24 protein-coding genes and 1 tRNA gene are annotated in these 22,633 nt (G+C 63.2%); 14 read left to right on the top strand and 11 right to left on the bottom strand.

Annotated elements, in window-relative coordinates; translation table 11 throughout:
- Window positions 1-86: 86 nt before the first annotated feature.
- Window positions 87-1,892, bottom strand: a complete 1,806-nt coding sequence (locus BLW62_RS06360) for an ammonium transporter (RefSeq protein WP_090506449.1) — start codon at window positions 1,890-1,892, stop codon at window positions 87-89.
- A 416-nt stretch (window positions 1,893-2,308) separates the two neighbouring features.
- Entirely contained in the window at window positions 2,309-3,328 is a 1,020-nt protein-coding gene (hemB, locus tag BLW62_RS06355) for a porphobilinogen synthase (RefSeq protein ID WP_090506175.1), read from the bottom strand.
- Window positions 3,329-3,483: 155 nt separating this feature from the next.
- Here hemB and BLW62_RS18570 point away from each other — a divergent pair, with 155 nt between their 5' ends.
- The 3 genes from BLW62_RS18570 to BLW62_RS06340 all read left to right on the top strand — a co-directional run bounded on the left by BLW62_RS18570 (window position 3,484) and on the right by BLW62_RS06340 (window position 4,928).
- Window positions 3,484-3,633 carry a hypothetical protein gene (locus tag BLW62_RS18570; RefSeq protein ID WP_175459690.1) on the top strand — a complete coding sequence of 50 codons (150 nt, stop codon included), beginning with the start codon at window positions 3,484-3,486 and terminating at the stop codon, window positions 3,631-3,633.
- Between the two features lie 70 nt (window positions 3,634-3,703).
- Window positions 3,704-4,501 (top strand): TrmB family transcriptional regulator, encoded by a 798-nt coding sequence (locus BLW62_RS06345; RefSeq protein ID WP_245726672.1) that lies wholly within the window; start codon window positions 3,704-3,706, stop codon window positions 4,499-4,501.
- A gap of 103 nt (window positions 4,502-4,604) precedes the next feature.
- A complete protein-coding gene (locus tag BLW62_RS06340; protein ID WP_076582629.1) occupies window positions 4,605-4,928 on the top strand; it encodes a 4Fe-4S dicluster domain-containing protein in 324 nt (107 codons plus the stop codon).
- 65 nt (window positions 4,929-4,993) lie between these two features.
- Here BLW62_RS06340 and BLW62_RS18565 read toward each other — a convergent pair whose 3' ends face one another.
- Together BLW62_RS18565 and BLW62_RS06335 are read right to left on the bottom strand one after the other, a co-directional pair.
- Window positions 4,994-5,158, bottom strand: a complete 165-nt coding sequence (locus BLW62_RS18565; RefSeq protein WP_168170964.1) for a DUF6757 family protein — start codon at window positions 5,156-5,158, stop codon at window positions 4,994-4,996.
- A 55-nt stretch (window positions 5,159-5,213) separates the two neighbouring features.
- The gene (locus BLW62_RS06335; RefSeq protein WP_090506172.1) at window positions 5,214-6,002 is read right to left on the bottom strand and encodes a PHP domain-containing protein; all 789 of its coding nucleotides are present in this window, start codon (window positions 6,000-6,002) and stop codon (window positions 5,214-5,216) included.
- A 172-nt stretch (window positions 6,003-6,174) separates the two neighbouring features.
- Here BLW62_RS06335 and BLW62_RS06330 point away from each other — a divergent pair, with 172 nt between their 5' ends.
- On the top strand, window positions 6,175-6,462 hold the full coding sequence (locus BLW62_RS06330; RefSeq protein WP_090506171.1) for a DUF5789 family protein: 288 nt from the start codon (window positions 6,175-6,177) through the stop codon (window positions 6,460-6,462).
- A 312-nt stretch (window positions 6,463-6,774) separates the two neighbouring features.
- Here the strand turns inward: BLW62_RS06330 and BLW62_RS06325 are convergent, their stop codons facing one another.
- Together BLW62_RS06325 and BLW62_RS06320 are read right to left on the bottom strand one after the other, a co-directional pair.
- The gene (locus tag BLW62_RS06325) at window positions 6,775-7,836 is read right to left on the bottom strand and encodes a zinc-dependent alcohol dehydrogenase family protein (RefSeq protein ID WP_090506170.1); all 1,062 of its coding nucleotides are present in this window, start codon (window positions 7,834-7,836) and stop codon (window positions 6,775-6,777) included.
- A gap of 81 nt (window positions 7,837-7,917) precedes the next feature.
- Entirely contained in the window at window positions 7,918-8,925 is a 1,008-nt protein-coding gene (locus tag BLW62_RS06320; protein ID WP_090506168.1) for a DUF5784 family protein, read from the bottom strand.
- A 176-nt stretch (window positions 8,926-9,101) separates the two neighbouring features.
- Here BLW62_RS06320 and BLW62_RS18560 point away from each other — a divergent pair, with 176 nt between their 5' ends.
- Window positions 9,102-9,275, top strand: a complete 174-nt coding sequence (locus BLW62_RS18560; protein WP_168170965.1) for a DUF5786 family protein — start codon at window positions 9,102-9,104, stop codon at window positions 9,273-9,275.
- A gap of 262 nt (window positions 9,276-9,537) precedes the next feature.
- On the top strand, window positions 9,538-9,777 hold the full coding sequence (locus BLW62_RS06315; protein ID WP_076582620.1) for a DUF7561 family protein: 240 nt from the start codon (window positions 9,538-9,540) through the stop codon (window positions 9,775-9,777).
- Window positions 9,778-10,044: 267 nt separating this feature from the next.
- Here BLW62_RS06315 and BLW62_RS06310 read toward each other — a convergent pair.
- Window positions 10,045-10,134: transfer RNA gene (locus tag BLW62_RS06310), tRNA-Gly, on the bottom strand.
- Between the two features lie 244 nt (window positions 10,135-10,378).
- On the opposite strand from BLW62_RS06310, the gene BLW62_RS06305 reads away from it, so the two are divergent.
- Window positions 10,379-12,205, top strand: a complete 1,827-nt coding sequence (locus tag BLW62_RS06305; protein WP_090506167.1) for a helicase C-terminal domain-containing protein — start codon at window positions 10,379-10,381, stop codon at window positions 12,203-12,205.
- A gap of 61 nt (window positions 12,206-12,266) precedes the next feature.
- Here BLW62_RS06305 and BLW62_RS06300 read toward each other — a convergent pair whose 3' ends face one another.
- Window positions 12,267-12,515, bottom strand: a complete 249-nt coding sequence (locus tag BLW62_RS06300) for a hypothetical protein (RefSeq protein WP_090506165.1) — start codon at window positions 12,513-12,515, stop codon at window positions 12,267-12,269.
- A gap of 48 nt (window positions 12,516-12,563) precedes the next feature.
- On the opposite strand from BLW62_RS06300, the gene BLW62_RS06295 reads away from it, so the two are divergent.
- From BLW62_RS06295 to BLW62_RS06280, 4 genes are all read left to right on the top strand, one after another.
- Window positions 12,564-12,902: an ArsR/SmtB family transcription factor gene (locus tag BLW62_RS06295; protein ID WP_090506163.1), complete on the top strand. Its 339-nt coding sequence runs from the start codon at window positions 12,564-12,566 to the stop codon at window positions 12,900-12,902.
- Complete coding sequence (locus tag BLW62_RS06290; RefSeq protein WP_090506162.1) at window positions 12,899-13,360, top strand: SRPBCC family protein; 462 nt, start codon at window positions 12,899-12,901, stop codon at window positions 13,358-13,360. Before BLW62_RS06295 ends, BLW62_RS06290 begins: the two co-directional genes overlap by 4 nt.
- Window positions 13,357-13,860 (top strand): SRPBCC family protein, encoded by a 504-nt coding sequence (locus BLW62_RS06285; protein WP_090506160.1) that lies wholly within the window; start codon window positions 13,357-13,359, stop codon window positions 13,858-13,860. The genes BLW62_RS06290 and BLW62_RS06285 overlap by 4 nt, the downstream gene beginning before the upstream one ends.
- Window positions 13,861-13,962: 102 nt before the next feature.
- Complete coding sequence (locus tag BLW62_RS06280; RefSeq protein WP_090506448.1) at window positions 13,963-14,613, top strand: dihydrofolate reductase family protein; 651 nt, start codon at window positions 13,963-13,965, stop codon at window positions 14,611-14,613.
- A gap of 247 nt (window positions 14,614-14,860) precedes the next feature.
- Here BLW62_RS06280 and BLW62_RS06275 read toward each other — a convergent pair whose 3' ends face one another.
- The 3 genes from BLW62_RS06275 to BLW62_RS06265 form a co-directional block, all read right to left on the bottom strand.
- Complete coding sequence (locus tag BLW62_RS06275) at window positions 14,861-16,072, bottom strand: class I SAM-dependent methyltransferase (protein WP_090506158.1); 1,212 nt, start codon at window positions 16,070-16,072, stop codon at window positions 14,861-14,863.
- Window positions 16,065-17,210: a 60S ribosomal export protein NMD3 gene (locus BLW62_RS06270; protein ID WP_090506156.1), complete on the bottom strand. Its 1,146-nt coding sequence runs from the start codon at window positions 17,208-17,210 to the stop codon at window positions 16,065-16,067. The genes BLW62_RS06275 and BLW62_RS06270 overlap by 8 nt, the downstream gene beginning before the upstream one ends.
- Before the next feature lie 80 nt (window positions 17,211-17,290).
- Window positions 17,291-18,988, bottom strand: a complete 1,698-nt coding sequence (locus BLW62_RS06265) for an outer membrane protein assembly factor BamB family protein (protein ID WP_090506154.1) — start codon at window positions 18,986-18,988, stop codon at window positions 17,291-17,293.
- 418 nt (window positions 18,989-19,406) lie between these two features.
- Here BLW62_RS06265 and htpX point away from each other — a divergent pair, with 418 nt between their 5' ends.
- The 3 genes from htpX to BLW62_RS06250 all read left to right on the top strand — a co-directional run bounded on the left by htpX (window position 19,407) and on the right by BLW62_RS06250 (window position 22,472).
- Window positions 19,407-20,291 (top strand): zinc metalloprotease HtpX, encoded by an 885-nt coding sequence (gene htpX, locus BLW62_RS06260; protein WP_090506152.1) that lies wholly within the window; start codon window positions 19,407-19,409, stop codon window positions 20,289-20,291.
- Window positions 20,292-20,315: 24 nt separating this feature from the next.
- Window positions 20,316-20,921 carry a PspA-associated protein PspAB gene (pspAB, locus tag BLW62_RS06255; RefSeq protein ID WP_090506150.1) on the top strand — a complete coding sequence of 202 codons (606 nt, stop codon included), beginning with the start codon at window positions 20,316-20,318 and terminating at the stop codon, window positions 20,919-20,921.
- Between the two features lie 357 nt (window positions 20,922-21,278).
- The gene (locus BLW62_RS06250; protein ID WP_090506148.1) at window positions 21,279-22,472 is read left to right on the top strand and encodes an outer membrane protein assembly factor BamB family protein; all 1,194 of its coding nucleotides are present in this window, start codon (window positions 21,279-21,281) and stop codon (window positions 22,470-22,472) included.
- Window positions 22,473-22,633 lie beyond the last annotated feature (161 nt).

Genomic DNA, 22,633 nt, shown 5'->3' with positions numbered 1-22,633 from the left:
CGGCCTATCGGAGCGTCAGAATCCGGATGCGAGGAACTCAGAAGGTCAAACCGAGAAGAAAACCAGCACCCCCTCGCGAACTGACTTCAGACGGCGTCCTGTCCGCTGTTTCCGGTCCGGACCTGGTAGGCACCCTCGACGGGGATCACGAAGATTTTCCCGTCACCGGGTTCGCCGGTGTTCGCGGCGTCCGCGATGGCGTCGACGACATCGCCGGCCGGAATGTCCGCGACGACACACTCGATTTTGACCTTCTGGTGGAGGTCAACCGTGTACTCTTCGCCGCGCCACTGGCCCTTCTTGGCGGGCTGGGAGCCGCGTCCGGAGACGTTCGTGACGGTAAGTGACGGCGCGCCGATTTCGGCGAGCCCCTTCTTGACCGCACCGAGTCGGTCGGGCCGGATGATCGCGGTGACCAGCTTGAGTTCGCCGTCGTTCGGCTCACCACCGTCAGCGCGGAGCTCTGACGAGGATCGTTTCTCTTCGTTCACCTCCCCGCCGTCCGTGCGGATGGCCTTATCGTCGGTGTAGCCGCCGTCGGTCGCGACGTCTGGCCCACCGAACTCTGGGTAGGTGTCGACGCCGTGCTCGGCGAGATCGAGTCCGTCGCGTTCGTGATCTGGCGTGACTCGAGCTTCACCGATGGCCTTGAAGGCGCCCCAGACGGCTGCAGTTGCCGCGACCGTCCAGATCGTAATGACCGCAACGCCGATGATCTGTGGTGCGAACGCACTCGCTTCGATCGAGAGGATGCCGCCGGAGATGACGCCGCCACCAATGGCGGTTCCCTCGAGCGACCAGAGTGGGTAGAGTATCAGTCCGAGCATCCCTGCAGTCCCGTGGACCGGGAACACTGCACAGACGTCGTCGATCTTGAGTTTCTCGTCGACGAGTTTGAAGACGATCGGCAGCTGTGCGCCGGCAATAAATCCGATCGCGATCGCACCCATCGGTGTGATGAGGTCCGTCGGACCCGTGACGCCGACGAGGCCGGCGAGCATGCCGTTGGCGACGTAGAGTGTATCGACCTTCCCGTTCAGTGCCAGCGAGACGCTCGAGGCACCGAGTGCACCGAGTCCCATCCCGAGGGCGGTGACGATCGCGACACTGCCGACGTATCCGAAGTCACCGAGCTCGAGGACCCCATCGGCGGCCGATTCGGGGTTAAACACCGTCGCGGCCGTCCCGACGTTGAAGCCGAACCAGCCGAAACAGAGGATCAGCGTCCCCAGCACGGCAAACGTCAGCGAGTGACCGGGGATGATGTTGACGCTGCCGTCGTCGTTGTACTTGTCCATGCGAGCGCCGAGAATCCAGGCTGCGGTTAGCCCGGCGACGCCGCCGACGCCGTGGACGACCATCCCGCCCGCGAAGTCGGCGAAGCCGAGACTATCGAGGATCGGAGCGTCGGCGCCTGGTGCATACCAGACCATCGCGGCGACGACCGGGTAGATGACTGCGGCGAGCAAGAACGTGTACGTGACGTAGGCGCGCAATTTCGCGCGGCCCGCCACTGCACCGGACACGATCGTCGCGGCGGTCATCGCGAACACCGCGCTAAACAGGATTTCGGCCATGTCGTAGCCGCCATCGACGCCGAACTGTGTCAGCGCGCTGGAACCGCTGCCACCGCCGAGTATCGTCCCGACGTTGTTCGAAATGCCCATTCCGATCGCGAAGAACACGAGAATTCCGACCGCCCAAGTTAGCATGTTCTTCGTCAACTGGTTCGCGACGTTCTTCGAGCGGACCTGTCCCGCCTCGAGCATCGCGAATCCGGCGTGCATGAAGAAGATCAGGAACGTCGCGGCGAGCATCCACACGAGGTTGACCCCCGTCGCGAGCGACTCGACCTCTTCGGCACTAATCTCGAGGAGCACGGGATCGATCATGCCCATCCCTCCACTGATCCGTCGAAACTATCTGCGTATTGTGGTTGTTTGTCCACCGTTTCTCCAACTTGCCTCATAGATGTGTTCCAAATCACGTCTGAGTGGGATGGGCCAGTCACATATAACGATTAGCGTTGATGTTTGGATGGTAAAACGGGTGTATTAGGGACAAACGCAAAAATCTAGATCGACTATTATGTGTATAAGGGTATGGCCGCTGCAACGTGGCCGAGTCGTTCGCGAGAGATGTGTGCTTTCTCAATCCCGGCGAGACCGTTTTCGTCCCCGAACGCGTCAAAAATCACCGCTCCACCGTCACACTGTGGATCCATCCCGTCACGCGCGGCAGATGTTGCCTCGCTCACGGTAGAGTCGACCGCTGGTGGACGTTCGTCCGAAACACCCCGTCTGTGGACTTACGCGGGGAGCGATTCGGCGACGTCCTCCGCAAAGTACGTCAAAATCAGATCCGCACCCGCCCGTTTGATCGAGAGCAACGACTCGAGCGCGACTTCCTCGAGGTCGAGCCAGCCCTTTTCCGCGGCGGCGTGGAGCATGGCGTACTCACCGGAGACGTTGTACGCGGCAACCGGATGGTCGAACTCCCGTCGAATATCCGAGACGATGTCGAGGTAGGGCAAGGCGGGCTTGACCATCAGCACGTCCGCGCCTTGCTCGACGTCGAGTCGAACCTCGCGCATGGCTTCGCGCGCGTTCGCGGGATCCATCTGATAGTGCCGGCGGTTGCCAAAGGCCGGCGCGCCGTCGGCCGCGTCGCGAAACGGCCCGTAGAACGCGCTCTGGTACTTCGCCGCGTAGCTCATGATCGGAACGTTTTCGAACCCTTCGCGGTCGAGCCCCTCCCGGATCGCCCCGACCATCCCGTCCATCATGCCGCTGGGTGCGATCATGTCAGCCCCCGCTTCGGCGTGGGAGACGGCGATTTTATCGAGCGCCTCGAGCGTGGCGTCGTTGTCCACCGTCAGCGTCGGGTCACAGGCCGGGCCGCTGTCGGTGTGCTCGTCGTCGCTCTGGAGTGGCTCCTCGAGTGGCCCGCAGTGGCCGTGGTCGGTGTATTCACAGAGACAGACGTCCGTGAGGACGTACGTGTCGGTCTCGGCTGTAATTCGACGCGTCGCCTCCTGAATGACGCCGTCTTCGGCCCACGCGCGCGTTCCGTCGGGATCTTTCGATTCCGGAATTCCGAACAGCATAATCGCCTCGACGCCGGTCTCGCGGACTTCCTCGACGCGGTCAACGACCTCGGAAAGCGGAACGCGTTCGTGCCCCGGCATCGTCTCGATGGGGACTCGCTCCTCGGTCGTCGCATCGACGAACACCGGCGCGATGAGGTCCGCGGGCTCGAGACTCGTCTCGCTGACGAGCCCGCGGACCCGGTCCTGACGGAGCCGGCGAGGGCGATGAGTGAGATCCATATGGTGACACCTATAGAGGGACGGGTCAAAAACGGCGCGCTCTGTTTCCGACAGGGTGGCTTCGATCGAGGCTGTTGTTACGACTGGAACACCACCATCGGTACTTCGAGAACACTCGCAGACTGCTTATCCGTCCGACGAGCAAATCAGCGTTCATGACAACACAATCGCGTCAGCGGGGTGCTGCACAGTGTCGTGACTGTGGCATAGCGCTGGCAGTCTGGGTGGCTGCCGACGATGTTCGACCGATCGGAAGCGCCGACGGCTGTCCGTGTGGAAGTACCGCGTTTCGCGTGTTCGAGTAACGCCCGTCCGTTCGCGGGTGTGGCGAACGCAAGCCTCGAGATTTTTGATCACGCGCGTCGTCTTCGTCTCGTGGCCGACGCTGAGGAAGCCGTTTCCACACTCCACGAACTCGGGCTCACGGAGTACGAAGCACGCTGTTTCGTCGCACTCACTCGACTCTCGAGTGGCACCGCAAAGGAAATCAGCCAGGTTGCCGACGTTCCTCGGTCGCGCGTGTACGACACGATCGAACGCCTCGAACGACGGGGCCTGGTCAACGTTCAACAAACCGATCCGCGCGAGTACAACGCCGTCGAGATCGACACGGCCTGCCGTCGAATCCGTGAGGACTACGATTCGCGAATCAACGCCGCCGAAAACGCCCTCGAGCAACTCGAACGCCCGGAGTCCAAAGCGGACGAAGGGATGTGGGCGATCACGCAACAAGAGTACGTGACCGAACGGATCGTCACGTTTCTGGACGACGCCGACGAGATCGTCCACTACATCGCGCCGGCGACCGAGATGGCGCGTCAGGAAATCCTCGAGGGCCTGGCAAACGCGGCCGAACGCGGCGTTTCCGTCTACATCGAAGTGCCGACGGAGGACGACCGTGACGCGTTCGAGATCGACGACCCGAACGCGACTATCGTCGTCTCGCCCGACCTTCAGTTCACGGAGGAAGTCTACGCCGAATTCCCGGGTCAACTACTTATGACGGACAATCGGGAAATTATCGCGACGGGACTCAAACAGAGCGACCTTCCCGGCGTGACCAACGAGATGGCCGTCTGGTCGTACGGTCGCGACCACGGCTTCGCCGTCTGGATGCGCGAACTCCTCAACGACCGACTCGAGCGCGTTTCGTCGTTCGACGGCGACTCGTAATTCGAGGGTGGTTCCGTCGAACTCCGAGACTGTCTGGGGAGTGTACGGACCGACAGCGGGCGTATACTTTTAAGTGCGCGCCGCTTGTTTTCATCTGTTAGCAATGGCCATAGATCCACAGTTTCACGAGAATCGCGAACAGGTCGACGAACACGAGGGCCACGTCGTCTGGGGACCGGTCGACGAACCCGAGGAACTCGGCATCCACGGCACCCACGTCGCAGTCGACTTCGACCTCTGTATCGCCGACGGTGCCTGTCTTGAGGACTGTCCCGTCGACGTCTTCGAGTGGGTCGACACCCCCGGTCACCCCGAAAGCGAGGAGAAGGCAGATCCGGCGAAGGAAGCCCAGTGTATCGATTGCATGCTCTGTGTCGACGTCTGTCCGGTCGACGCGATCGACGTCGACGCCGGCCGAACGGCCTGAGCGTCGGGTCGTTCGAGCAGCGCACGTTCTTCGTCCACTGCAGATAGATTTCGCCGAGCGCGTCGTTACTCCGCGCGGTCGACGTCGACTTTCTCTTTCAACGTCTCGAGTCCGTCGGCTTCGGCGAGTTCCTGTAACCGTTCGCGAAAGTGCTCCTCACAGAGGCCGACTTTGAGCCCCTCTGATTCCGCAGCGAACGCGGCCTCGTGGTCACAGTAGTGACAGTTCATGCCCGAACCTTGGCCCCACGGGGCATTGAACCCTCCGCTATCGGCCGCACTTCCGTCATGTTTCGCCAACGCTGAGTGCGTCGTACTCGCGAGAAGAGAGCCCAGCAACGCCGAGGCTCTCCCCGTGGGCGTCGCTGCCACCCGTCACGAGCAAGTCGTGGCGCTCGACCGTCTCCTCGAGCAGTTCCCGATCGACGGTCGCGCCGTCGTAGGGATAGTTCACCTCGACGGCCTCGAGAGCCGGATGACTCGTCAGTGACAGCGCCGCGTCGGGATTGCGGTATCGAAACGGATGCGCGAGCGAGACCAGCGCGCACGCCTCCTCGAGAATCTCGAGTCCGCGCTCGAACGAGGGGACGTCCCTCGCGACGAAACAGGGGTCGCCGTAGCCGATGAGGTGGTCGAACGCCCCCTCGTAGTCGAACTCGAGGTCGGGATGACTGTCGACCGCGCGGGCGACGTGCGGGCGACCGAAGCCGTCGTCGACGGTACAGCCCAGGTCGACGCCGAAACGCGATTCGACGCAGTCGACGATAGCTTGCCCGCGTTCGATCCGGTTTTGCTGAATCCCGTCCGCGAGTGCCGTGAGTTCCTCGGTTGGCTCGACGCCGTATCCGAGCAAATCGACTCGATCGCCACTCGACGTCTCAACGCGCAGTTCGATCCCATTAACGATGGTCACTCCTGCTCGTTCGACGACCGGCGCGTCGAATGGCTGTAGCCGATCGTGATCCGTCACCGCGACGACCTCCACGCCCGCGCGACGGGCCGCGTCGGGAACCGCCTCGAGTTCGAGGCTGCCATCGGAGCGCGTCGTGTGTACGTGGAGGTCGGCGTAGGGCATCTCACTCGATGCGAAGTGCGACGCTCCTAAAGGTGTTACTCCTCGAAATCGGCCGCGTTCGGTCACCTCGAGAGTGTCACTAAGGATCATTTAGGTCTACTAGGTATGCAGTGCGACTAGAAAACGTATATGGACAATGTTTATAATTATTGTTCACAGAGGATAGGGTGTAATGGTTCCCACCAACGCTGGCGAATTCGCCGCTGACTACGACTACCCCGTGACGACCGAGGAACTGATCGAAGAGCAGGGTGACCGGACCATCGAACTGCCCAACGGTTCCGAAACCGTCGGCGACGTCCTCGCTCGTCTCGAGTCCGAGACGTTCGAAACGGCGGACGACGTTCGCCTCGCGCTCTCGTGTGGCGTCAGCAACAAGGCGGTTGGCCGAATCGGATACAGCGACCGCGACCCGACACCGGTCGGCAGTCCGTACGCGCCTGACGCCGTTTCCTTCTAACACGCTTTATACCGAGGCCTTCGCTCATTCCGTTCGCTCGATTGCTTATTCACGTGTCAAACGCCCGTTTGCACGTCACGCTAGAGATTCCGGGTTGTCGAAACTGTCGATAGAACAGGCCGAGCGCATCTGTATGACTGCTGTGGGGAGGACAGGCTGGACTTCCACTGCAGACGAATAGTAACTGCTGTACTCGCGAGCGATCGGCCTTTTTCGTGTCGGTTTTTGCGCTGACTGCTCGCGAGTAGCGTGTTCGTGCGACGAGTCGGGCGAACACGCAGCGAGCGAACCCGAAGCGGAAAACGGTACGTCCTAGAAGCTATCGATGACCGGGATGCCCTCGGTTTCGTAGTCGGTCATCGCCGCGAGTTTGTCGGAGACGTCCTCGAGGTCGATCGTCTCGGAGACGACGTCAGCGGGCCGGAGCTTTCCGGTCGAGACCATTCGGAAGATTTCGTCGTACCGAGTTGGGGGCATGCCGAGCGAGCCGATGAACTCGATCTCTTGCATCACCATCGCGTCGGAGGGGACGGTGATCATCCCCTGTTCGTCCTGCGTGGTGAGGCCGACCTGGAGGTGCTGGCCGCGGTTGCCGAGGCTCTGGACCGAATTTTGTGACGTCGTCTCGATTCCGAGGGCGTCCATCGAGACGTCGGCACCGCCGTCGGCGATGGCTTTGACCTCGGCCGCGACGTTGTCTGCGTCGCTCGCATTGACCGTCTCGACGGCCCCCAGTTCCTGGGCTTTCTCGAGTTTCTGCTCTTTGAGGTCGACGGCGATCACGTTCGCGCCGAGGGCGTCGGCGATGTGGACCGCCGAGAGGCCAACGCCGCCGACACCGTGAACGGAGACCCAGTCGCCCGCGCTCACGTCTGCTCGGTGGGCCAGCGCGTGAAACGAGGTCATAAACCGACAGCCGAGGCCGGCCATGTCGACCGACGAGACACCGTCGGGGAGTTGAACGAGGTTGTGGTCGGCGGCTGGGACGTGGACCTGTTCGGCGAACGCCCCCTGAACGGGCGGGACGAATCCGAGTGGCATCACGTTCTCGCAGGTGTTCGAGTGGCCGCGACGACACTCGTGGCAGGTACCGTCGCCCAAATTGAACGGGACGGCGACGTGATCGCCTTCGGAGACGTTCTCGATTTCGTCACCGACGGCGATGACCGTTCCCGCGGGCTCGTGGCCGAGAATCTGACCCTGTTGAGTCTCGAGACCGAGCCACCCCCAGTCGCCTTGCCAGCCGTGCCAGTCGCTCCGGCAGACGCCGCAGGCTTCGACTTCGACGACGGCACCCCGGGGGTCGGGCTCCGGTGCGTCGACGTCTTCGATCGAGAGCGGTTCGCCGTGTTCTTCGAGAACTGCTGCACGCATGGGTTGATTGTTGCTACCGCATACCATATACGTGTCTGTACTGTCACAGAAATTGAGAGGAATTCGGAGAAACCGGCCCGTTCAGTTCAGCAACTCCAAGGCACCGTTCAGATCGAGTGGAACCGACCCCTTCTGGTAGCCTTCGACGTGTCCGTTCGGTCGAGTGCGATAGACGACGGCGGGGCGGTGGCGAACGTCGGGTTGTTCGCCGCGGACAGCGTTCCAGGCCTCGTCGCGAAAACTCGAGCAGTCGACGAAGAGGACGGCACCGCCGCCGTGTTCGGCGAGTTGGCCGTTGGTCTTCGTCTCGGCGGTGTCGCGCACGGCGGCGACGGGACCGGAGGCCGAGCGATTAGCCGGCGGTTGCGGGCGCGTCACTTCGACGAGGACGTTCGTCGACTCGTCTTCGGCCCGGAAATCCAGCGAGTGACCGGTCGTGACCTCGATCTCAGGCTCGACGGCGTAGCCAGCCTCGGTGAGGATCTTCGCCGCGATGAACTCGCCTAATGCGGCGCTCATTCGAACGCGGTCGACGTGGTCGCTGGTCCCGAGTTTGCCCGACATGACGTGTCGATACTCGTCGAGGACACCGGTTTGAAGGAAGTCTTCGAAAAAGCGCGTCGTCTCGCGGCGGCCGGCGTCGGGGAAGCCGGCGGCGTGTTCCCGGAAGAACGCTCGAGTGGACTCGCGGCCGTCTTTGGACATGAAAACGGGGAGGAAGAACCACGAAATGTGTGGGTAATCGGCGAGCCACGGATCTTCCTCGTGAAGGGTCGCGAGGAGTTCTCGCTTGCTCCAACGAGTGACGTGATAGGAAACCTCTCGCCAGCCGACCTTGTTGGTCCGCCACAGCGAAGAGGGCGTCTCGGTGTTTCCCATCCAGTAGGCTTCGTCGTCGTTTCGCGCGAAGAGCGCGACGTCGCCGTTTTGCATCTCGAAGCGATGCGTCTCCCAGTTCGCGCCGATCTCGAAACGGGGCGAAACCGCTCGAGCGCCAATGTTCGAGCGAAGGGGTTGCAAAATCTCGTGTCGGACTTTCTGTTCGCTCCACGACGTGGGCGAATACCGAAAGCGAAGCGGCCGTGCCACACGCTCATTTTGGTGCGAGCGTGCATACGTGTTACGCGTCTGGGACGGGTCTTCGCGGAGTCCAGTCGGAAACTCGTAGGGAGCGGTCCGGCACCCGCCGTAGCGAAAGTTCCGGCATCCGGGTGGTGTGATCGGTACATTAATGTACGTCACGAACTAACATGTGTATAGCTACCATGTCAATGGGTGCCTATGACGAAGATGAACACGAGCGGCGCGAGCAGCAGGCGTCGAAGGTCGACGCCGATTTCGACGACGAGCGGACGATCTATCACGGAACGGTCGAGTACGACTCCGGTGAGTCTGCGGAGGACCTCCTCGATCAGTTCGAGCAGATAAAATCCGACTGAGGCAACGACGCGCCGTTTTACCGACGCACTGTCAGACTCCCCGCTCCTCTCGTGAGCGGATACGCTGGCGTTCCTGAAACGTCGGCCGGGCTCCCCGAGAGCACTCGAGGGCGTCCCAGTCTGGCGTTTCGAGAGCATCGCGAGCGTCTGCGCTCTCGCTTCGTGTCGCCGTCGAGTGGGTGTGCACATCGTCGACCACCCTCGAGTGCGAGTTCACCCTCCCGGGAGAACGACTTTCAGCGTCGAGAACCCATCCTCGAGTATGGCACGGGACTCCTGTGACGGCTGCGGACGGACGGTTTCTGTCGCCGGCGGCATCGCCAACGTCTGGACGTTCGGCGACGGCGCGGAGGGCACCGCGATCACGCTCGAACTCGCAGACGGGACGGAGCACCTGCTGTGTTATCCCTGTCTCGAGGAGCTTCCCGACGAGCCGACCGCTGACGACGTTGCTCGGCTCGAACAGGTCGACGCGGAGACGTCGCAATTAGTGATCGACTGAGTCGTCTCTTCTGGGCTACCGGTCACAAAAAATTCGCGTTGGATCGGCGCTCGATGACTGGGTAACCGGCCGTGATGGGACGTCTCGGTCGTCCCCGCCGTCGCCCGTATCCGTCAGTTGACGAATGACGGGCGTTCGCGTGCCGGTTCGCCGTGATGGTACGTGAGTCGAGTGCGCCACCGTCGCCGAAGCAGACCGTTCGTCGACTGACCGTGTTCGAGTCGCGTAAGCCACAACCACGATCGCTGCGGCAGTCGCTGCCGCAAGCGGAAGGGGTGGGATTTGAACGCCACGTGGCACAATGGCCGCCGCGGGCCGGATGGCACCGCGATGCTCTTTCCGCTGAGCGACCCTTCCGTACTCGCATTCGTTGGCCGGATCCGTCTTTGTAATCGTTCGGTTACGGCCGACGTCCGGGTGATAGTCCCAGCCTACCCGCGCACACTCGAGTCCACTGTCGCGGTAGGGTGTCCGTTCGCGGCCGAGTCACCCACTCGATCATGTCTCGAGTCCCCACCTGCGGGCGAGTGTAGGAGGGAGAAACTGCACGACGAGCAACGGTTCGCAGCCTTTAGGGTGTGGCCACCCCGTGCATCGAACGGTGAATCCCGAGCGGATCTTCGAGGCGTTCCCCGCCCCCAGCTATCGCGGTGCCCAGGAGCAGGCCCTGCGGGACATTCGCGACGCGTTCGCGTCCGGCAACGACGTCGTCTTGGTTCGCGCGCCGACGGGGAGTGGCAAGTCCCTGCTCGCCCGCGCCGTCGCCGGCTGTGCACGCCGGGTCGACGACGCCGACCCGAGCGATCCGACGGGTGCGTACTACACGACGCCCCAGGTCTCCCAACTCGACGACGTGGCGGCCGACGACTTGCTGGCCGACCTCAACGTCATCCGCGGGAAGTCGAACTACTCCTGTATCCTCCCGGAAGAGCGCAACACCCCCGTCAATCAGGCCCCCTGCGTTCGCGAACGCGGCTACGACTGTTCGGTCAAACACCGCTGTCCGTACTTCTCCGACCGCGCAATCGCGTCGAATCGCTCCATCGCGGCGATGACGCTCGCGTACTTCATGCAAACCGCCGGTAGCGAGGTCTTTCGCAAACGGGACGTCGTCGTCGTCGACGAAGCCCACGGCCTCGCCGAGTGGGCCGAAATGTACGCGACGATCCAACTCGGCCCGCGAACGGTCCCCTTCTGGGACGACCTACGCGTTCCCGAGATCGACTCCCTCGAGCGAGCCGTTCGCTACGCCGAGAACCTCGCCCAGACCTGTGGCCGCCGGAAAGACGACTTACTCGGACAGGACTCGCTCTCGCCCGGCGAGGTCCGCGAACGCGACCGCCTGCAGGAACTCATCGGCGAACTCGACTGGTTCGTCTCGGACTATCGCGACCCACAGAGTCCGACGACGTGGCTCGTCGATCAATCCGAACCCTCGAGGGCTCGCGCGGACGAGCGAGACGAGGACGACGACCCCGCCGGCGGCCCGCTCACGATCAAGCCGATGAGCCCCGAGAAGTACCTCAGACACACCGTCTGGGATCGGGGCAACAAGTTCGCGCTGCTCTCGGCGACGATTCTCAACAAGGAGGCGTTCTGTCGGCAAGTCGGACTCGATCCGGACGATGTCGCGCTGGTCGACGTCGAACACACCTTCCCTGTCGAGAACCGGCCGCTGTACGACGTGACACAGGGGAAGATGACCTACGAGCACCGCGACGAGACGACGCCGAAGATCGCGCGCACGATCGTTCGGCTCATGCAACACCACCCCGACGAGAAGGGGTTGATTCACGCCCACTCCTACGACATTCAGGAGCGACTCGCCGACATGCTCTCCGATTTCGGCGTCGGCGACCGCGTCCGCACCCACGACCGCGACGGCCGCGACGCCGCCCTCGACGCCTGGAAAGCCAGCGACGACCCCGACGTCTTCCTCTCGGTCAAGATGGAGGAAGCGCTCGACCTCAAGGGCGACCTCTGTCGCTGGCAGGTACTGTGTAAAGCCCCGTTCCTCAACACCGGCGACTCTCGAGTCGCCCACCGACTCGAGGAGGGCCAGTGGGCCTGGTACTACCGAACTGCCCTCCGCACGGTCATCCAGGGCTGTGGTCGCGTCGTTCGCGCCCCCGACGACCACGGCGCGACCTACCTCGCGGACTCGAGTCTGCTCGATCTCTTCGAGCGGGCCCGAACGGATATGCCCGACTGGTTCGAAGCGCAAGTCACCCGAATGGGTGAGCCGGATCTACCGTCGTTCCAGCCAACCAGCGCACTCGCCGACCAACACGGCGCGACCGGCCGCGGGACACAGACCGAGACGACGGACTCCTCACGAGAGCGCTCGCGCTATCAACGCTCGCGAGGATCTTCGTCGAGTTCGTCTTCCTCGAGCCCGCTGGCTGATGTCTGGGATACTGATGGCTAGGACGCTCGAAACAGCAGTAGGGACTCCGCATCCGGGAACGAGAAAGTGACGGCCGTGTCGTTCAGATTGCAGCCAGCGCGCCCATCGCGATCATCGAGGTCATCATGAGGATCGCGAAACCGAGCGCGATGAACTGATTTCTGTCCATAGTGTTCCACTCGCGCTGGGAGTGCATGAATGTCACGACTGTTCGATCCTCCGAGTGTTCACTCGCGGACAGGCTCACAGCCATACTCGATTCGCGCATCCACGACGACGTGATCCACGTCGGTGCTGTGGCTCTCGACGCGTCGGTTTCCGAGAGGTACATGTCATTCAACTAAATGGTTAAATAATAGCTCCGCATCTATTCAACTAGATGGTTGAACGGGAATCGGACGACCTCAATCTCGACGCGATCTTCGGAGCCCTGGCTCACCCGACCCGACGGGAACTTATCGAGCAGTTAGCTAGCGGACCGGATCGCGTCAGCGACCTGGCCGAGCCACACAATATGTCCCTGGCAGCAGTTTCGAAGCACTTGCAGGTACTCGAGGACGCGGGGCTCATCGACGTCGAGAAGGACGGACGCGTGCGTCGGTGTCATCTGAATGGTGCGCCGCTGAGCGACGCCTTCGGGTGGCTCACCCGCTACCGCGTCTTCTGGGAGGATCGGTTCGACGCACTCGAGGACCATCTGGAGGAAGCAGACCAATGACAGACGACACGGCGAACACCGAAGCAGTATCCGAATCGCGCGCTGAGCACCTGACGATCAGCCGGACCGTCGACGCCCCACGCGAGCGCGTTTGGCGGGCGTTCACCGATCCCGACGAGGTTCGTCGGTGGTACGGATCGGACCTGATGGACGTCGAGATCCACGCGCTCGAGGCCGAACCCGGCGGCTCGTTCTCGATCACCATGCGTGACGACGAGGGCGACTACGACATCGAAGGCGAGTTCCTCGAGGTAACCGAGCGCGAGCGCCTCGTCCACACCTGGTACGTCGGCCGAGTGACGGTAGAGTTCGACGAGGTTGGTGAGGGCACCGAGGTCGTGCTCACTCACGAGGGACTCCCGGACCGAGAGACCACCAAGCAACACGCCGAGGGATGGACGGCGGCGATCGAAACGCTGGCGGCGACCGTGCGAAACGACGAGGGCCGAGAACGATGACCGAAGACACGACCGGCGAGCACGAATTCGATCCGAGCGAGTACGACACGACGATCACGCGAACCGTCGACGCCCCCCGCGAGGCGGTGTGGGCGGCGTGGACCAACCCCGAACAGGTCGCCGAGTGGTGGGGGCCCCACGGATTCACCGTCCCCGACTGCGAGGTGGACGCGCGCCCCGGCGGCGCGTTCAGCATCGACATGGAAGCGCCCGATGGCACTGTCTACCCCGACGAGGGGGTGTTCCACGAGGTCGTCGAACCCGAACGGCTCGTCCTCACGAGCCGGGCGTTCGAGGACGACGACGGTGGTCACCAACTCGAGGTCCGACACACCATCACGTTCGAAGCCGACGGCGATCAGACCCATCTCACGCTGGAAGCGGACGTCGTCTCGGCGACGCCGGCGGTGGAGGAGGCCCTCGGCGGGATGGAAATGGGCTGGAGCCAGAGCTTCGAGAAGCTCGAGGCGTCCGTCGACGAGTCGGGGGCCGAGCCGTGAGGGCCGTCGGCGTCTCCAAGCATACGACCGCAAGCGATATCCAGGTGAGATCCGATGACGGGCCCCACCGACGGCGAATCTGGGAGCGGAGGTGGCCCTGAGATGACCGAGGTCCGTGCGAACATCTCGGTCTCGCTCGACGGCTTCGTTGCCGGCCCGAACGACAGCCGCGAAAACCCGCTCGGCGACGGCGGCGAGCGACTCCACGAGTGGATCTACGACCTCGCGAGCTGGCGGGAGGTCCACGGTCTCGAGGGCGGCGAGACGGGCCGGGCCGACGAGACATTCGCCGAGTCCATCGAGAACGTCGGCGCGGTGGTGATGGGCAGGCGGATGTTCGACAACGGCGAAGGGCCGTGGGGTGACGATCCCTTCGAGGGCCACTGGGGCGAGGACCCGCCCTTCGGCGTGCCGGTGTTCGTGCTCACGCACCACGAGCGAGCGCCCCTCGATCTGGGCGAGACGACGTTCACCTTCGTGACCGACGGACTCGAGGTCGCCCTCGAACGAGCGACGGGGGCGGCCGACGGCGCTGATGTCTCGATCGCCGGCGGCGCGAGGACGATCCAGCAGTGTGTCGAGGCGGGCGTGCTCGACGAACTCGAGGTCCATATCGCACCCGTGTTGCTGGGCGACGGGATCAGGCTGTTCGAGCGATCGGCTCACGCCGGAACCGAACTGGAGCGAACGAGGGTAGTCGAGTCTTCAGACGTGACGCATCTGCGGTTTCGCGTCGGCCACTCGAGTGCATGAACTCGAAACGAACGGGCTGTTACTTGGACGGCCGGTCGCGAGGGCCGAACCCCGAATAAACGGTCGAGCACGACAGTCCGCTCGGCCAACCGGGGCACTCGATGACGGTCGACACCGTCGCGTAGTTCCTCGAGGTGCCCTACGGGACGCCGCCGTATCACCATTCACCGGTGGCTTCGAGACAGAAACACGCTTCGTCGAACCGCCGAAGGACCCGGCTTCGAGGGTTCGGTTCCGTCACCGAGCGCTACTCGAAGCGCGCATCGACGACGACGTGGTCGACGCCGGCGCTGTGGCTCTTGACGCGTCGCTTCTCGAGCACCTCGAACTCCCGACCGGCTTCCTCGCTCGCCGTCTCGAGTCGCTTGAGCGGCCGCTCCCACAGCCGCGAGCGGGGCGTCGCCTCGTGATAGTGGACGACGCCGCCGGGTACGAGCGCACAGAGGGCATCCGACAGAAAGTCGTGAGCCTCGTCGGCTCGGGTTCCGTGACCGTCCTCGCGTTGTCCGTCCTCGCTTCGCCCCTCATCGTCCCCACCATCGGCCGCGCTGCCGTAGTAGCCCATGACGACTCGATCCGCCTCGACGTCGCTCGCGATGTCTCGACAGTCGCTCACGTAGGCGTCGACGCGCGTCTCGACCCCGTTGAGCATCGCGTTCTCGAGCAAGTAGCGAACGGCGGTCGGATTCCGTTCGGTCGCCGTGACGTGCGCGCCGGCGCGAGCCATCGGGAGCGTAAAGTAGCCGATGCCGGCGAACATGTCGAAGACGCGTTCGTCGGCCTCCACCAGCTCGCCCATCCGTGCCCGTTCGGCCTGATTCCCCGGCGAGAACATCACCTTCGACGGATCGAGGCCGTAGCGCGTCCCGTGTTCAGTGTGGATCGTCTCGGTCTCTCGCTCGCCCGCGACGTGTCGCGTCTTCGGTTCACGAAACGTGCCCGCCTCGCCGTCGTTCGCGATTCCCTCGTCGGCCAACACGCTGTCAGCTTCGCCGTGTATCTCGAGCAACGCCTCGCCTAGTTCCCGTTCGTCCGGACAGTCGTCCGGAATCGTCACCATCACGACCGACCCGATCACGGCCCACGAACCGGGGGCCGACTCGAGGGCCGTCTCGCTCCAGCCACGAGCAGCGAGGCGATCCTCGAGATCCGGGTTTCGAGGCTCGGGCTCGAGTTGCCGGACGACCTCGAGTACTGGCGTCTCCGTCGGCGGCTCCGTGATCGGTAGTGCGACCCGTTCGGGGCCGTCCTCGCGCACTCGTCGCGAATCGTCGTAGACGCCTTCGGCTCGAAGCGACTCGATAGCCGTCTCCGAACGCGGCTTTTCGACGACGGCGGCGAGTGGCGCGTCGGCGCGCGTTCGCTCGAGGACGTCTTCGGGGGTCGTTTCTGGGTCGCGGCCGTTCTCGGAACTCGACTCGCCGTCGCCCCTCGCGGGGGTCGCGTCGTCGTCACTCATCGTCTTCGCGTCCGTCGTCGGGGAGGATGTGCAACCCTGCTCGACTCTTGAGCACGGGAACCGTTTCGGCGTCCGGATCGAAGTACGACGGCCGCGCGACCGTCTTCGCCCGATAGGTCTCCGGATCGAGTACCTGCACCGCGTTGTCGTCCTCGACGGTGACGACCGTCGTTTCGACCCCGTCCGCGAGGTGTCCGAGTCTGCGCGCATCCGGTGAGTTCCCCTCCTCGTAGCTCGCTTCGTATCGCTCCCCGGTCGTCGCCCGCACGCCTTTGAGATTCCCGCGAGCGCTGCGGACGATCACCGGGCCGTCGTCGTCCTCGAGGTCGATGATCTCACCGGGCGTATACGGTGGCAGGCGAACGGCGAAGGTAACGCGATAGACCTCGTTGCCGTCTGAGTCCTCCGTGACGAGCGTTTCGGCGTCGTTGACCGTTCCGCCGAACTCCTCGATCATCTTGTTCGAGATTTTCTTCCCGATCTTGTTAGTCGAGACCTTGATGTTCAGTCCGTCGTCGGTCTCGCTCGTCTCTGTGACGAAGGCGTTTCTGTCGCCGGTCGCCTCCATGTCGGCGACGATCGTGTTCGCGATCTCCTCTGCCCGCTCGAGTTCCTCGCTCGTCGGCGTTCGATCCTCGGCCCGGATCTGGACGATGCTGGCGTAGTAGTCGCCGGCGATTCGACCGCAGCGTTGGCAGGTCTGACGGGCGATTCTGACCAGTACCGTCACCTGCTCTTCGACCGGCGTGCCCCGGACGACCCCCGTGAAGTAACAGTGCATCCGGATCGTGTTCGGGTCGATCTGTTCGGGTTCGACCTGCCAGGCGACGTCTTCTACGTCGACGTGGACGCCGAGCGCTTCGCTCACTTCCTCGATCGCGATGTCGGTGTAGTCCTGGGCCCCAACGTCGATCCACCGATTTCCGCGATAGACGGCCCCGCAGGTCGCACAGACGCGAACGTCGATTCGCTCCGGCGCGTCGACGAAGTCGAAGTCGTCGAAGTAACAGGAATCACAGAGTTCGACGTCCGCGCCGGGTCGAAGGGGATCCGTCGCGTCCTCGTCGTTCGCGTCGCTCGCCGACCGTTCGGGAACTGCCTCCCCACACCGGGGACAGAACGCACGCGACTCACTCATTGCCCCCGCTTGGAGAGTGAGTGAGTTAAACGGCCCGCCTTCCGCCCGTCTTTCCGTCGCTACCGCTTGGTCGCCGACGGTTACTCGGCCGGTTCCTCGGCGTCACCCGCCTTTCGTCGGAGCCACTCGAGGGTCGCGAGGCCACCGACGGCACCCGCACCCGCGGTGAAACCGGGTACGCTATCGTCTGCGCCGTCACCGTCGTCTGAATCGTCCCCATCGTCACCGGTGTCGTCCGCGTCGTCTCCGGCACCGATGTCGTCGGAATCACTATCGTCTGCGTCGTCACTCTCGTCGCTCCCCGACGCATCGCTGTCTGCGTCGTCGCGTTCGGTGTCGTCATCGTCGCTTCCCGAAGCGTCGTCGTCACCTTCGTCACTGCTACCGTCGTCACTACTACTGCTCGAGTCGCCGTCGTCACCGTCGCTGTCGTCGGACTCGCTGTCGCCATCGGAGCTCTCGTCTTCCGATTCGTCGTCGTCAGTTTCGCCGCCGTCACCGTCGTCGTTCTCCTCTTCCTCCTCTTCGTCCGGTTCCTCGCTTCGGTCGTCGTCCTCGTTCCTGATGGCCACCAGCGTCTCCGAACTGGCGTAGATCGTCTCGTCTGCGAGTGCGATGGTCGGAATCTCGTCGGTGCCGACGGCCCACTCGATTTCGCCGGTTTCCTCGTCGAAAGCGTAGACGCCGTCCGAGGGCTCGGGTACCTCATCCGGACCGTACGCCTCGCCGTCGACGGCGAGGCCCGCGTAGACGATTCCGTCGCCGACGGCGATCGAGGGAACGCGGTACGTGTTCACCTCCGTGTCCCACACTTCTGACCCGGACTCGCGATCGTACCCCGTCACGTTGTACGCGTCGAACGCGTAGAACGCGTCGTCGGTGACCAGAGCGGGCATGAACGCCCCACGTTCGTTGTGCTCGCGTTTCCGACCGGTTTCCGTGTCGTACAGCGTCACGTGCCCCTCTCGGTAGATCGAACCGTCTTCGGAATCTGCGCTACCGATCGCGACGACGCCATCCGTCGCCACGGGGTGGTTTGGTTGATTGGCACCCGGTTCAGGGAACCGACTGTATTCGTCGTCGCCTTCCGGTTCGTCGTCGATCCAGCGCCTCGAGCCGTCGTCGAGTTCGAGCGCGTACGCTTTCGATTCACTCGTCGCGAAGACCGCGCCGTCGGCGACGGCGACCGGTTGCTCGTAGAGCGGTTCGCTCGGTTCGACGTACCACTCCATCTCGTGATCTTGGACGTCGACGGCGTACAGCGCCCCCTCCGCGACGACGATCACGAGCCCGTCCGCAATGGTCGGCGACGGAATCACCTCGTCGGGGCCGAGATCCGCCTGACAACAGACCCCACCGTCGGTCCGATCGACCTTCGTCAGTTGTTCCCCACCAACGTGGACGGAATCGGGGGTCACTGCGGGCGCCCCACTCGCGCCCACGTCCTCCGTTTCCCACTCGAGCGATCCGTCGGCCGCGTCGAGGGCGTGGACGGCACCGTCGGCCACCACGAACACGGTTCCGTCGTCGACTGCGACGGGGCCGCCGTGGTCGTACTCCCACGCGACGTCGACCGGTTCCTCCGGAGCGCTCGAGGCGGGCACGACGCTGTTGTTGCCCGCGTTTCCGCCGAGTGAGGACCACCCGTCAGCTTCCTCCGACGCTGAGGACTCGGCGGTGGCCACGTCGTTGGCCGCCGTTGCACCAGTGGCGAGCGATCCGAGGGTCAGCGTCACGCCTGCGTACTGCAGGACGCTCCGCCTCGTTTGGTTTGCCATACAGTAGTGATAAAATTGCTCCGCGTTACCTATCGGTCCGATAGAATCGTTTCTCTGGGCACACACTCTCGTGCAATTGTTCGCTCACTCACAACCATCCCCCGTGTGCACCTGCCGAGTACACCGATCGAAAAATCGCCGTTTTATCTCGTTTCACGCGTCGATTGTTCACTTCAAAATCACGGGGTTTTACGTCGAGTTGCCGAGGCGAAAACGTCAGACGCACGTCCGACACACCCGATTTTGTCGTTCGTCTCGGTACTCGTGTCTGCGGGTTTCCATGCGAAACGAGGGGGTTCGGTGATTCGCTCGACGGAACGACAACTCGAGTCGGGTTCGATTTGTTCAGTTCACGACGGTCGCGTCTCGCGACCGAACCGTCAGGGTACTTATTGTATCTGAGCCCATTGGTTTCAGTATGAACTGGCAGGCGGACTGGGGACTTCGGTTTCGGATGTTTTTGACGATGTTCTTGCTCTTTGCACTGTACATCGTCTTCGCGGGTGCAATCTCCCTCTACATGGGCGGCAGTATGATCGTCTTCGCGCTCGTCTTCGGCGGCTTCTCGCTGGTGCAGTACTTCTACAGCGACACACTCACGCTCAAAAGTATGGGTGCACAGACGGTCTCTGCAGAGGAGTATCCACAACTTCACGGTTCTATCGAACGCCTCTCACAGCAAGCCGACCTTCCGAAGCCGAAAGTCGCCGTTATCGACTCGAACGTCCCAAACGCCTTCGCGACCGGCCGAAATCAGCGAAACGCGGCCGTCGCAGTGACGACGGGACTGATGCGAACGCTCGACGACGACGAACTCGACGGCGTCCTCGCACACGAACTCGCGCACGTAAAGAATCGAGACATGATGGTGATGACCATCGCCTCGTTCCTCTCGACCATCGCGTTCATGATCGTTCGCTGGGGCGCGTTCTTCGGCGGCGGGAATCGCGGCGGCGGGAAAGGTGGGGCCGGGATCATGGTCGCTATCCTCGTCTCCCTGCTCGTCTGGATCATCAGCTACCTATTGATCCGCGCGCTCTCGCGCTATCGCGAGTACTCCGCCGACCGCGGGGCTGCTGCCATCACTGGCAACCCCTCCGCGCTCGCCTCTGCACTCCTCAAAATCTCCGGTGAGATGGACAACGTGCCCAAAAACGACATGCGCGAAGAAGCCGAGATGAACGCCTTCTTCATCATCCCGATCAAGTCGGGCATCGTCGGGAAACTCTTCAGCACGCACCCCTCGACTGAAAACCGCGTCGAGGCACTACGCGACCTCGAGCAAGAAATGCAGGCGTTCTAAGGCGACGCGGTTCACACTCGAGATATGGGACTGCTGGATGGACTTCGTGCCGTACTCGGACTTCGCGCCGAGAGCGATGCTAAACGCGACGCCGACCCTGACGACCTCTTCGGGATGAGCACTGCCTACATCACGATGCAGACCGATCTTCGGTACGACTCCGCGGATGTCGGCGCGCTCTGTTTCTCCGGCGTCGACTCGGGAAGCTTTCGCGACGCCGTCGACGAAGTCGAGGCGATCCTCGAGGCCGGCCGCGAGGAGACCGGCACCGACTTCTCGGTCACGAGCGATGACCACGGCTATCACTGGGTCGTCCTCGAAGACGACGACCCCGAGGACCTGATCACGAGCATGCACTTCGCCGCGGACACGTTCATCGAACACGGCTACGGCTCCCGCCTGCTCGCCGCCGTGTTCGCCTACACCCACCGCGACGGACCGGCGTACTGGATCTACTCGTTCCGACGCGGACGCTACTACCCGTTCGCGCCGCGATCCGGACGCGAACGCGACTCGAGTGCCGAGTTCAAACTCGAGGCGACACTCGACGGCGAACTCGAGATCGAACGCGAGAAGGAGTACTGGTATCCGCTCTGGCCGAGCGAGCGTGGGACACATCCGTGGGAGTAGTTTCAAAATGTCACTACGCCATTGGTAAAACTGACGGGCTGCCGACAGAACGCACGCATTGTTGGGGTGCTCGCTCGGCCGTACCAAATCACATTGGCACTATAGATATCACGGTGGACGTAGTACGTAGAACTACGGCAGGAAACACTTCCATCTCAGTCACCGACTGCGTGCCATGCACATCACGACAGTCACCGACTGTGTCATGCAGTACTTCAACTGCGCCATACACCAGTTGTTTCGTTTCCTGCCGCACCTTTTAGCCCTCGAGTGTCGACGCCGACGATAATCGGTCTACGCGCCGAACGTCGATCGCTGTCGCATCCATTATATCGGACCGGTCGGTAGCCCCTGACAGTGACCAACTGGAACCAGTTCAAAGGCGACCCGCGACACTCGGGGCGTCGACGCGATTTCGAGGGGCCAAATCGGGTTCAAGAGGCCTGGACGGTCGACCTCGACGGGGACGCCGGGTCTCCAGTCTACGATCGCGACACCGTCTACGTCCTGACGAATCGGGCCTGTCACGCGCTCGAGCGAGCGCGTGGACGCGAGCGCTGGACGGTCGAGATTGATGCGGCGGCCGAGAGTACGCCCGTAGTCACCCGCGACACCCTTTATCTCACCTCGGCCGACGACACCGTTCGCGCACTCGAAACCACGACGGGCGACCAGCGCTGGGCGGCGACACTCCCTGGCACGCTCGAGTCGTCGCTCGCCCTCGCCGACGGCCTCCTCTTCGTCGGTCACGAGGCGGGCGTCTCGGCACTCGAGGCCGACACCGGCGAAGTCGTCTGGACGCACGAAACGGACGCCGCAGTCGTCGGTACGCCAGCGGTCGACCGCGTCCGTGACCGAGCACACGGAGACGAGTGGGGAAGCGACACGCCGGAACCGGACGAACTCGACCTCCTCTCGCTCGAGGACGCTCGGATGGACGAGGAAACGACGCAGACGGCCGACCGAGACCGCGTCTGCGTTGCCACCGCGGACGAACAGGTGCTCGCACTCGAGGCTGACACCGGAGAACCCTGCTGGGACGCGCCGACGAACGGCACGGTCGTCGACGGACCGACGATCACCGGCGATCGAGTGTACGTCGCCGACGACAGCGGCACGCTCGTCGCGTTACACGCCGACAGCGGGCAATCGTGGTTCACCTACAAAATCCAGCAGTCGTTCGCCTCCTCGCCGACCGTCCTTCCCGAGCGCGATACGACGTTCGTCGGCGCGACCGACGGCTACGTCCACGTCACCGACACGACGTTCGGCCGTCGCAAACTCCGCGGTTGGCTCTTCGCGAAGAAGGGCGTCGCCCTCGACGGGACGATTTCGGCGAGTCCCGCCGTCGCCGGTGAAATCTGCTGCGTTGGCGACTCGACCGGCTCGTTCTACGGCATCGACCTGACCGACGACTGCAACCCCTGCTGGCACGTCGGCCTCGACGGCCCGATCACGGCTCCCCCCGCGCTCGGAACGGATCACCTGTTCGTCGTCGGCGGCGATCGACTCTATCGCCTCGAGTGGGACATAGACGAGCCATCGGTCTGAATTCGGACGCCTCGACTAGAAATTTACGGCTCGAGTCTTCGCTCCCAGTGGCTGCTGGCGCTGCTCGAACACCGTCTCGCTTTCACTGGTAAACCTGTTGATTAGTTGGAACACAACCCCGTCGCAGTCTTGCACTTTCACTTTCACCCTCCTGTTAACGA

It is taken from the genome of Natronorubrum sediminis, assembly GCF_900108095.1.
Lineage (GTDB): Archaea > Halobacteriota > Halobacteria > Halobacteriales > Natrialbaceae > Natronorubrum > Natronorubrum sediminis.
Note: the sequence above shows the minus strand (reverse complement) of the source record. Positions and strands in the feature narration are given on the sequence as shown.

Bases quoted from the DNA above. Each gene is read 5' to 3' on its own strand.
- BLW62_RS18560 (WP_168170965.1), top strand. From the start codon at position 9,102: ATGTCAATGGGTGCCTATGACGAAGATGAACACGAGCGGCGCGAGCAG.
- BLW62_RS06290 (WP_090506162.1), top strand. From the start codon at position 12,899: ATGACAGACGACACGGCGAACACCGAAGCAGTATCCGAATCGCGCGCT.
- BLW62_RS06270 (WP_090506156.1), bottom strand. From the start codon at position 17,210: ATGAGTGAGTCGCGTGCGTTCTGTCCCCGGTGTGGGGAGGCAGTTCCC.
- BLW62_RS06325 (WP_090506170.1), bottom strand. From the start codon at position 7,836: ATGCGTGCAGCAGTTCTCGAAGAACACGGCGAACCGCTCTCGATCGAA.
- BLW62_RS06265 (WP_090506154.1), bottom strand. From the start codon at position 18,988: ATGGCAAACCAAACGAGGCGGAGCGTCCTGCAGTACGCAGGCGTGACG.
- BLW62_RS06340 (WP_076582629.1), top strand. From the start codon at position 4,605: ATGGCCATAGATCCACAGTTTCACGAGAATCGCGAACAGGTCGACGAA.
- BLW62_RS06300 (WP_090506165.1), bottom strand. From the start codon at position 12,515: ATGTACCTCTCGGAAACCGACGCGTCGAGAGCCACAGCACCGACGTGG.
- htpX (WP_090506152.1), top strand. From the start codon at position 19,407: ATGAACTGGCAGGCGGACTGGGGACTTCGGTTTCGGATGTTTTTGACG.
- BLW62_RS18570 (WP_175459690.1), top strand. From the start codon at position 3,484: ATGACAACACAATCGCGTCAGCGGGGTGCTGCACAGTGTCGTGACTGT.
- BLW62_RS06335 (WP_090506172.1), bottom strand. From the start codon at position 6,002: ATGCCCTACGCCGACCTCCACGTACACACGACGCGCTCCGATGGCAGC.
- hemB (WP_090506175.1), bottom strand. From the start codon at position 3,328: ATGGATCTCACTCATCGCCCTCGCCGGCTCCGTCAGGACCGGGTCCGC.
- BLW62_RS06280 (WP_090506448.1), top strand. From the start codon at position 13,963: ATGACCGAGGTCCGTGCGAACATCTCGGTCTCGCTCGACGGCTTCGTT.
- BLW62_RS18565 (WP_168170964.1), bottom strand. From the start codon at position 5,158: ATGAACTGTCACTACTGTGACCACGAGGCCGCGTTCGCTGCGGAATCA.
- BLW62_RS06360 (WP_090506449.1), bottom strand. From the start codon at position 1,892: ATGATCGATCCCGTGCTCCTCGAGATTAGTGCCGAAGAGGTCGAGTCG.
- BLW62_RS06275 (WP_090506158.1), bottom strand. From the start codon at position 16,072: ATGAGTGACGACGACGCGACCCCCGCGAGGGGCGACGGCGAGTCGAGT.
- BLW62_RS06330 (WP_090506171.1), top strand. From the start codon at position 6,175: ATGGTTCCCACCAACGCTGGCGAATTCGCCGCTGACTACGACTACCCC.
- BLW62_RS06315 (WP_076582620.1), top strand. From the start codon at position 9,538: ATGGCACGGGACTCCTGTGACGGCTGCGGACGGACGGTTTCTGTCGCC.
- pspAB (WP_090506150.1), top strand. From the start codon at position 20,316: ATGGGACTGCTGGATGGACTTCGTGCCGTACTCGGACTTCGCGCCGAG.
- BLW62_RS06295 (WP_090506163.1), top strand. From the start codon at position 12,564: ATGGTTGAACGGGAATCGGACGACCTCAATCTCGACGCGATCTTCGGA.
- BLW62_RS06285 (WP_090506160.1), top strand. From the start codon at position 13,357: ATGACCGAAGACACGACCGGCGAGCACGAATTCGATCCGAGCGAGTAC.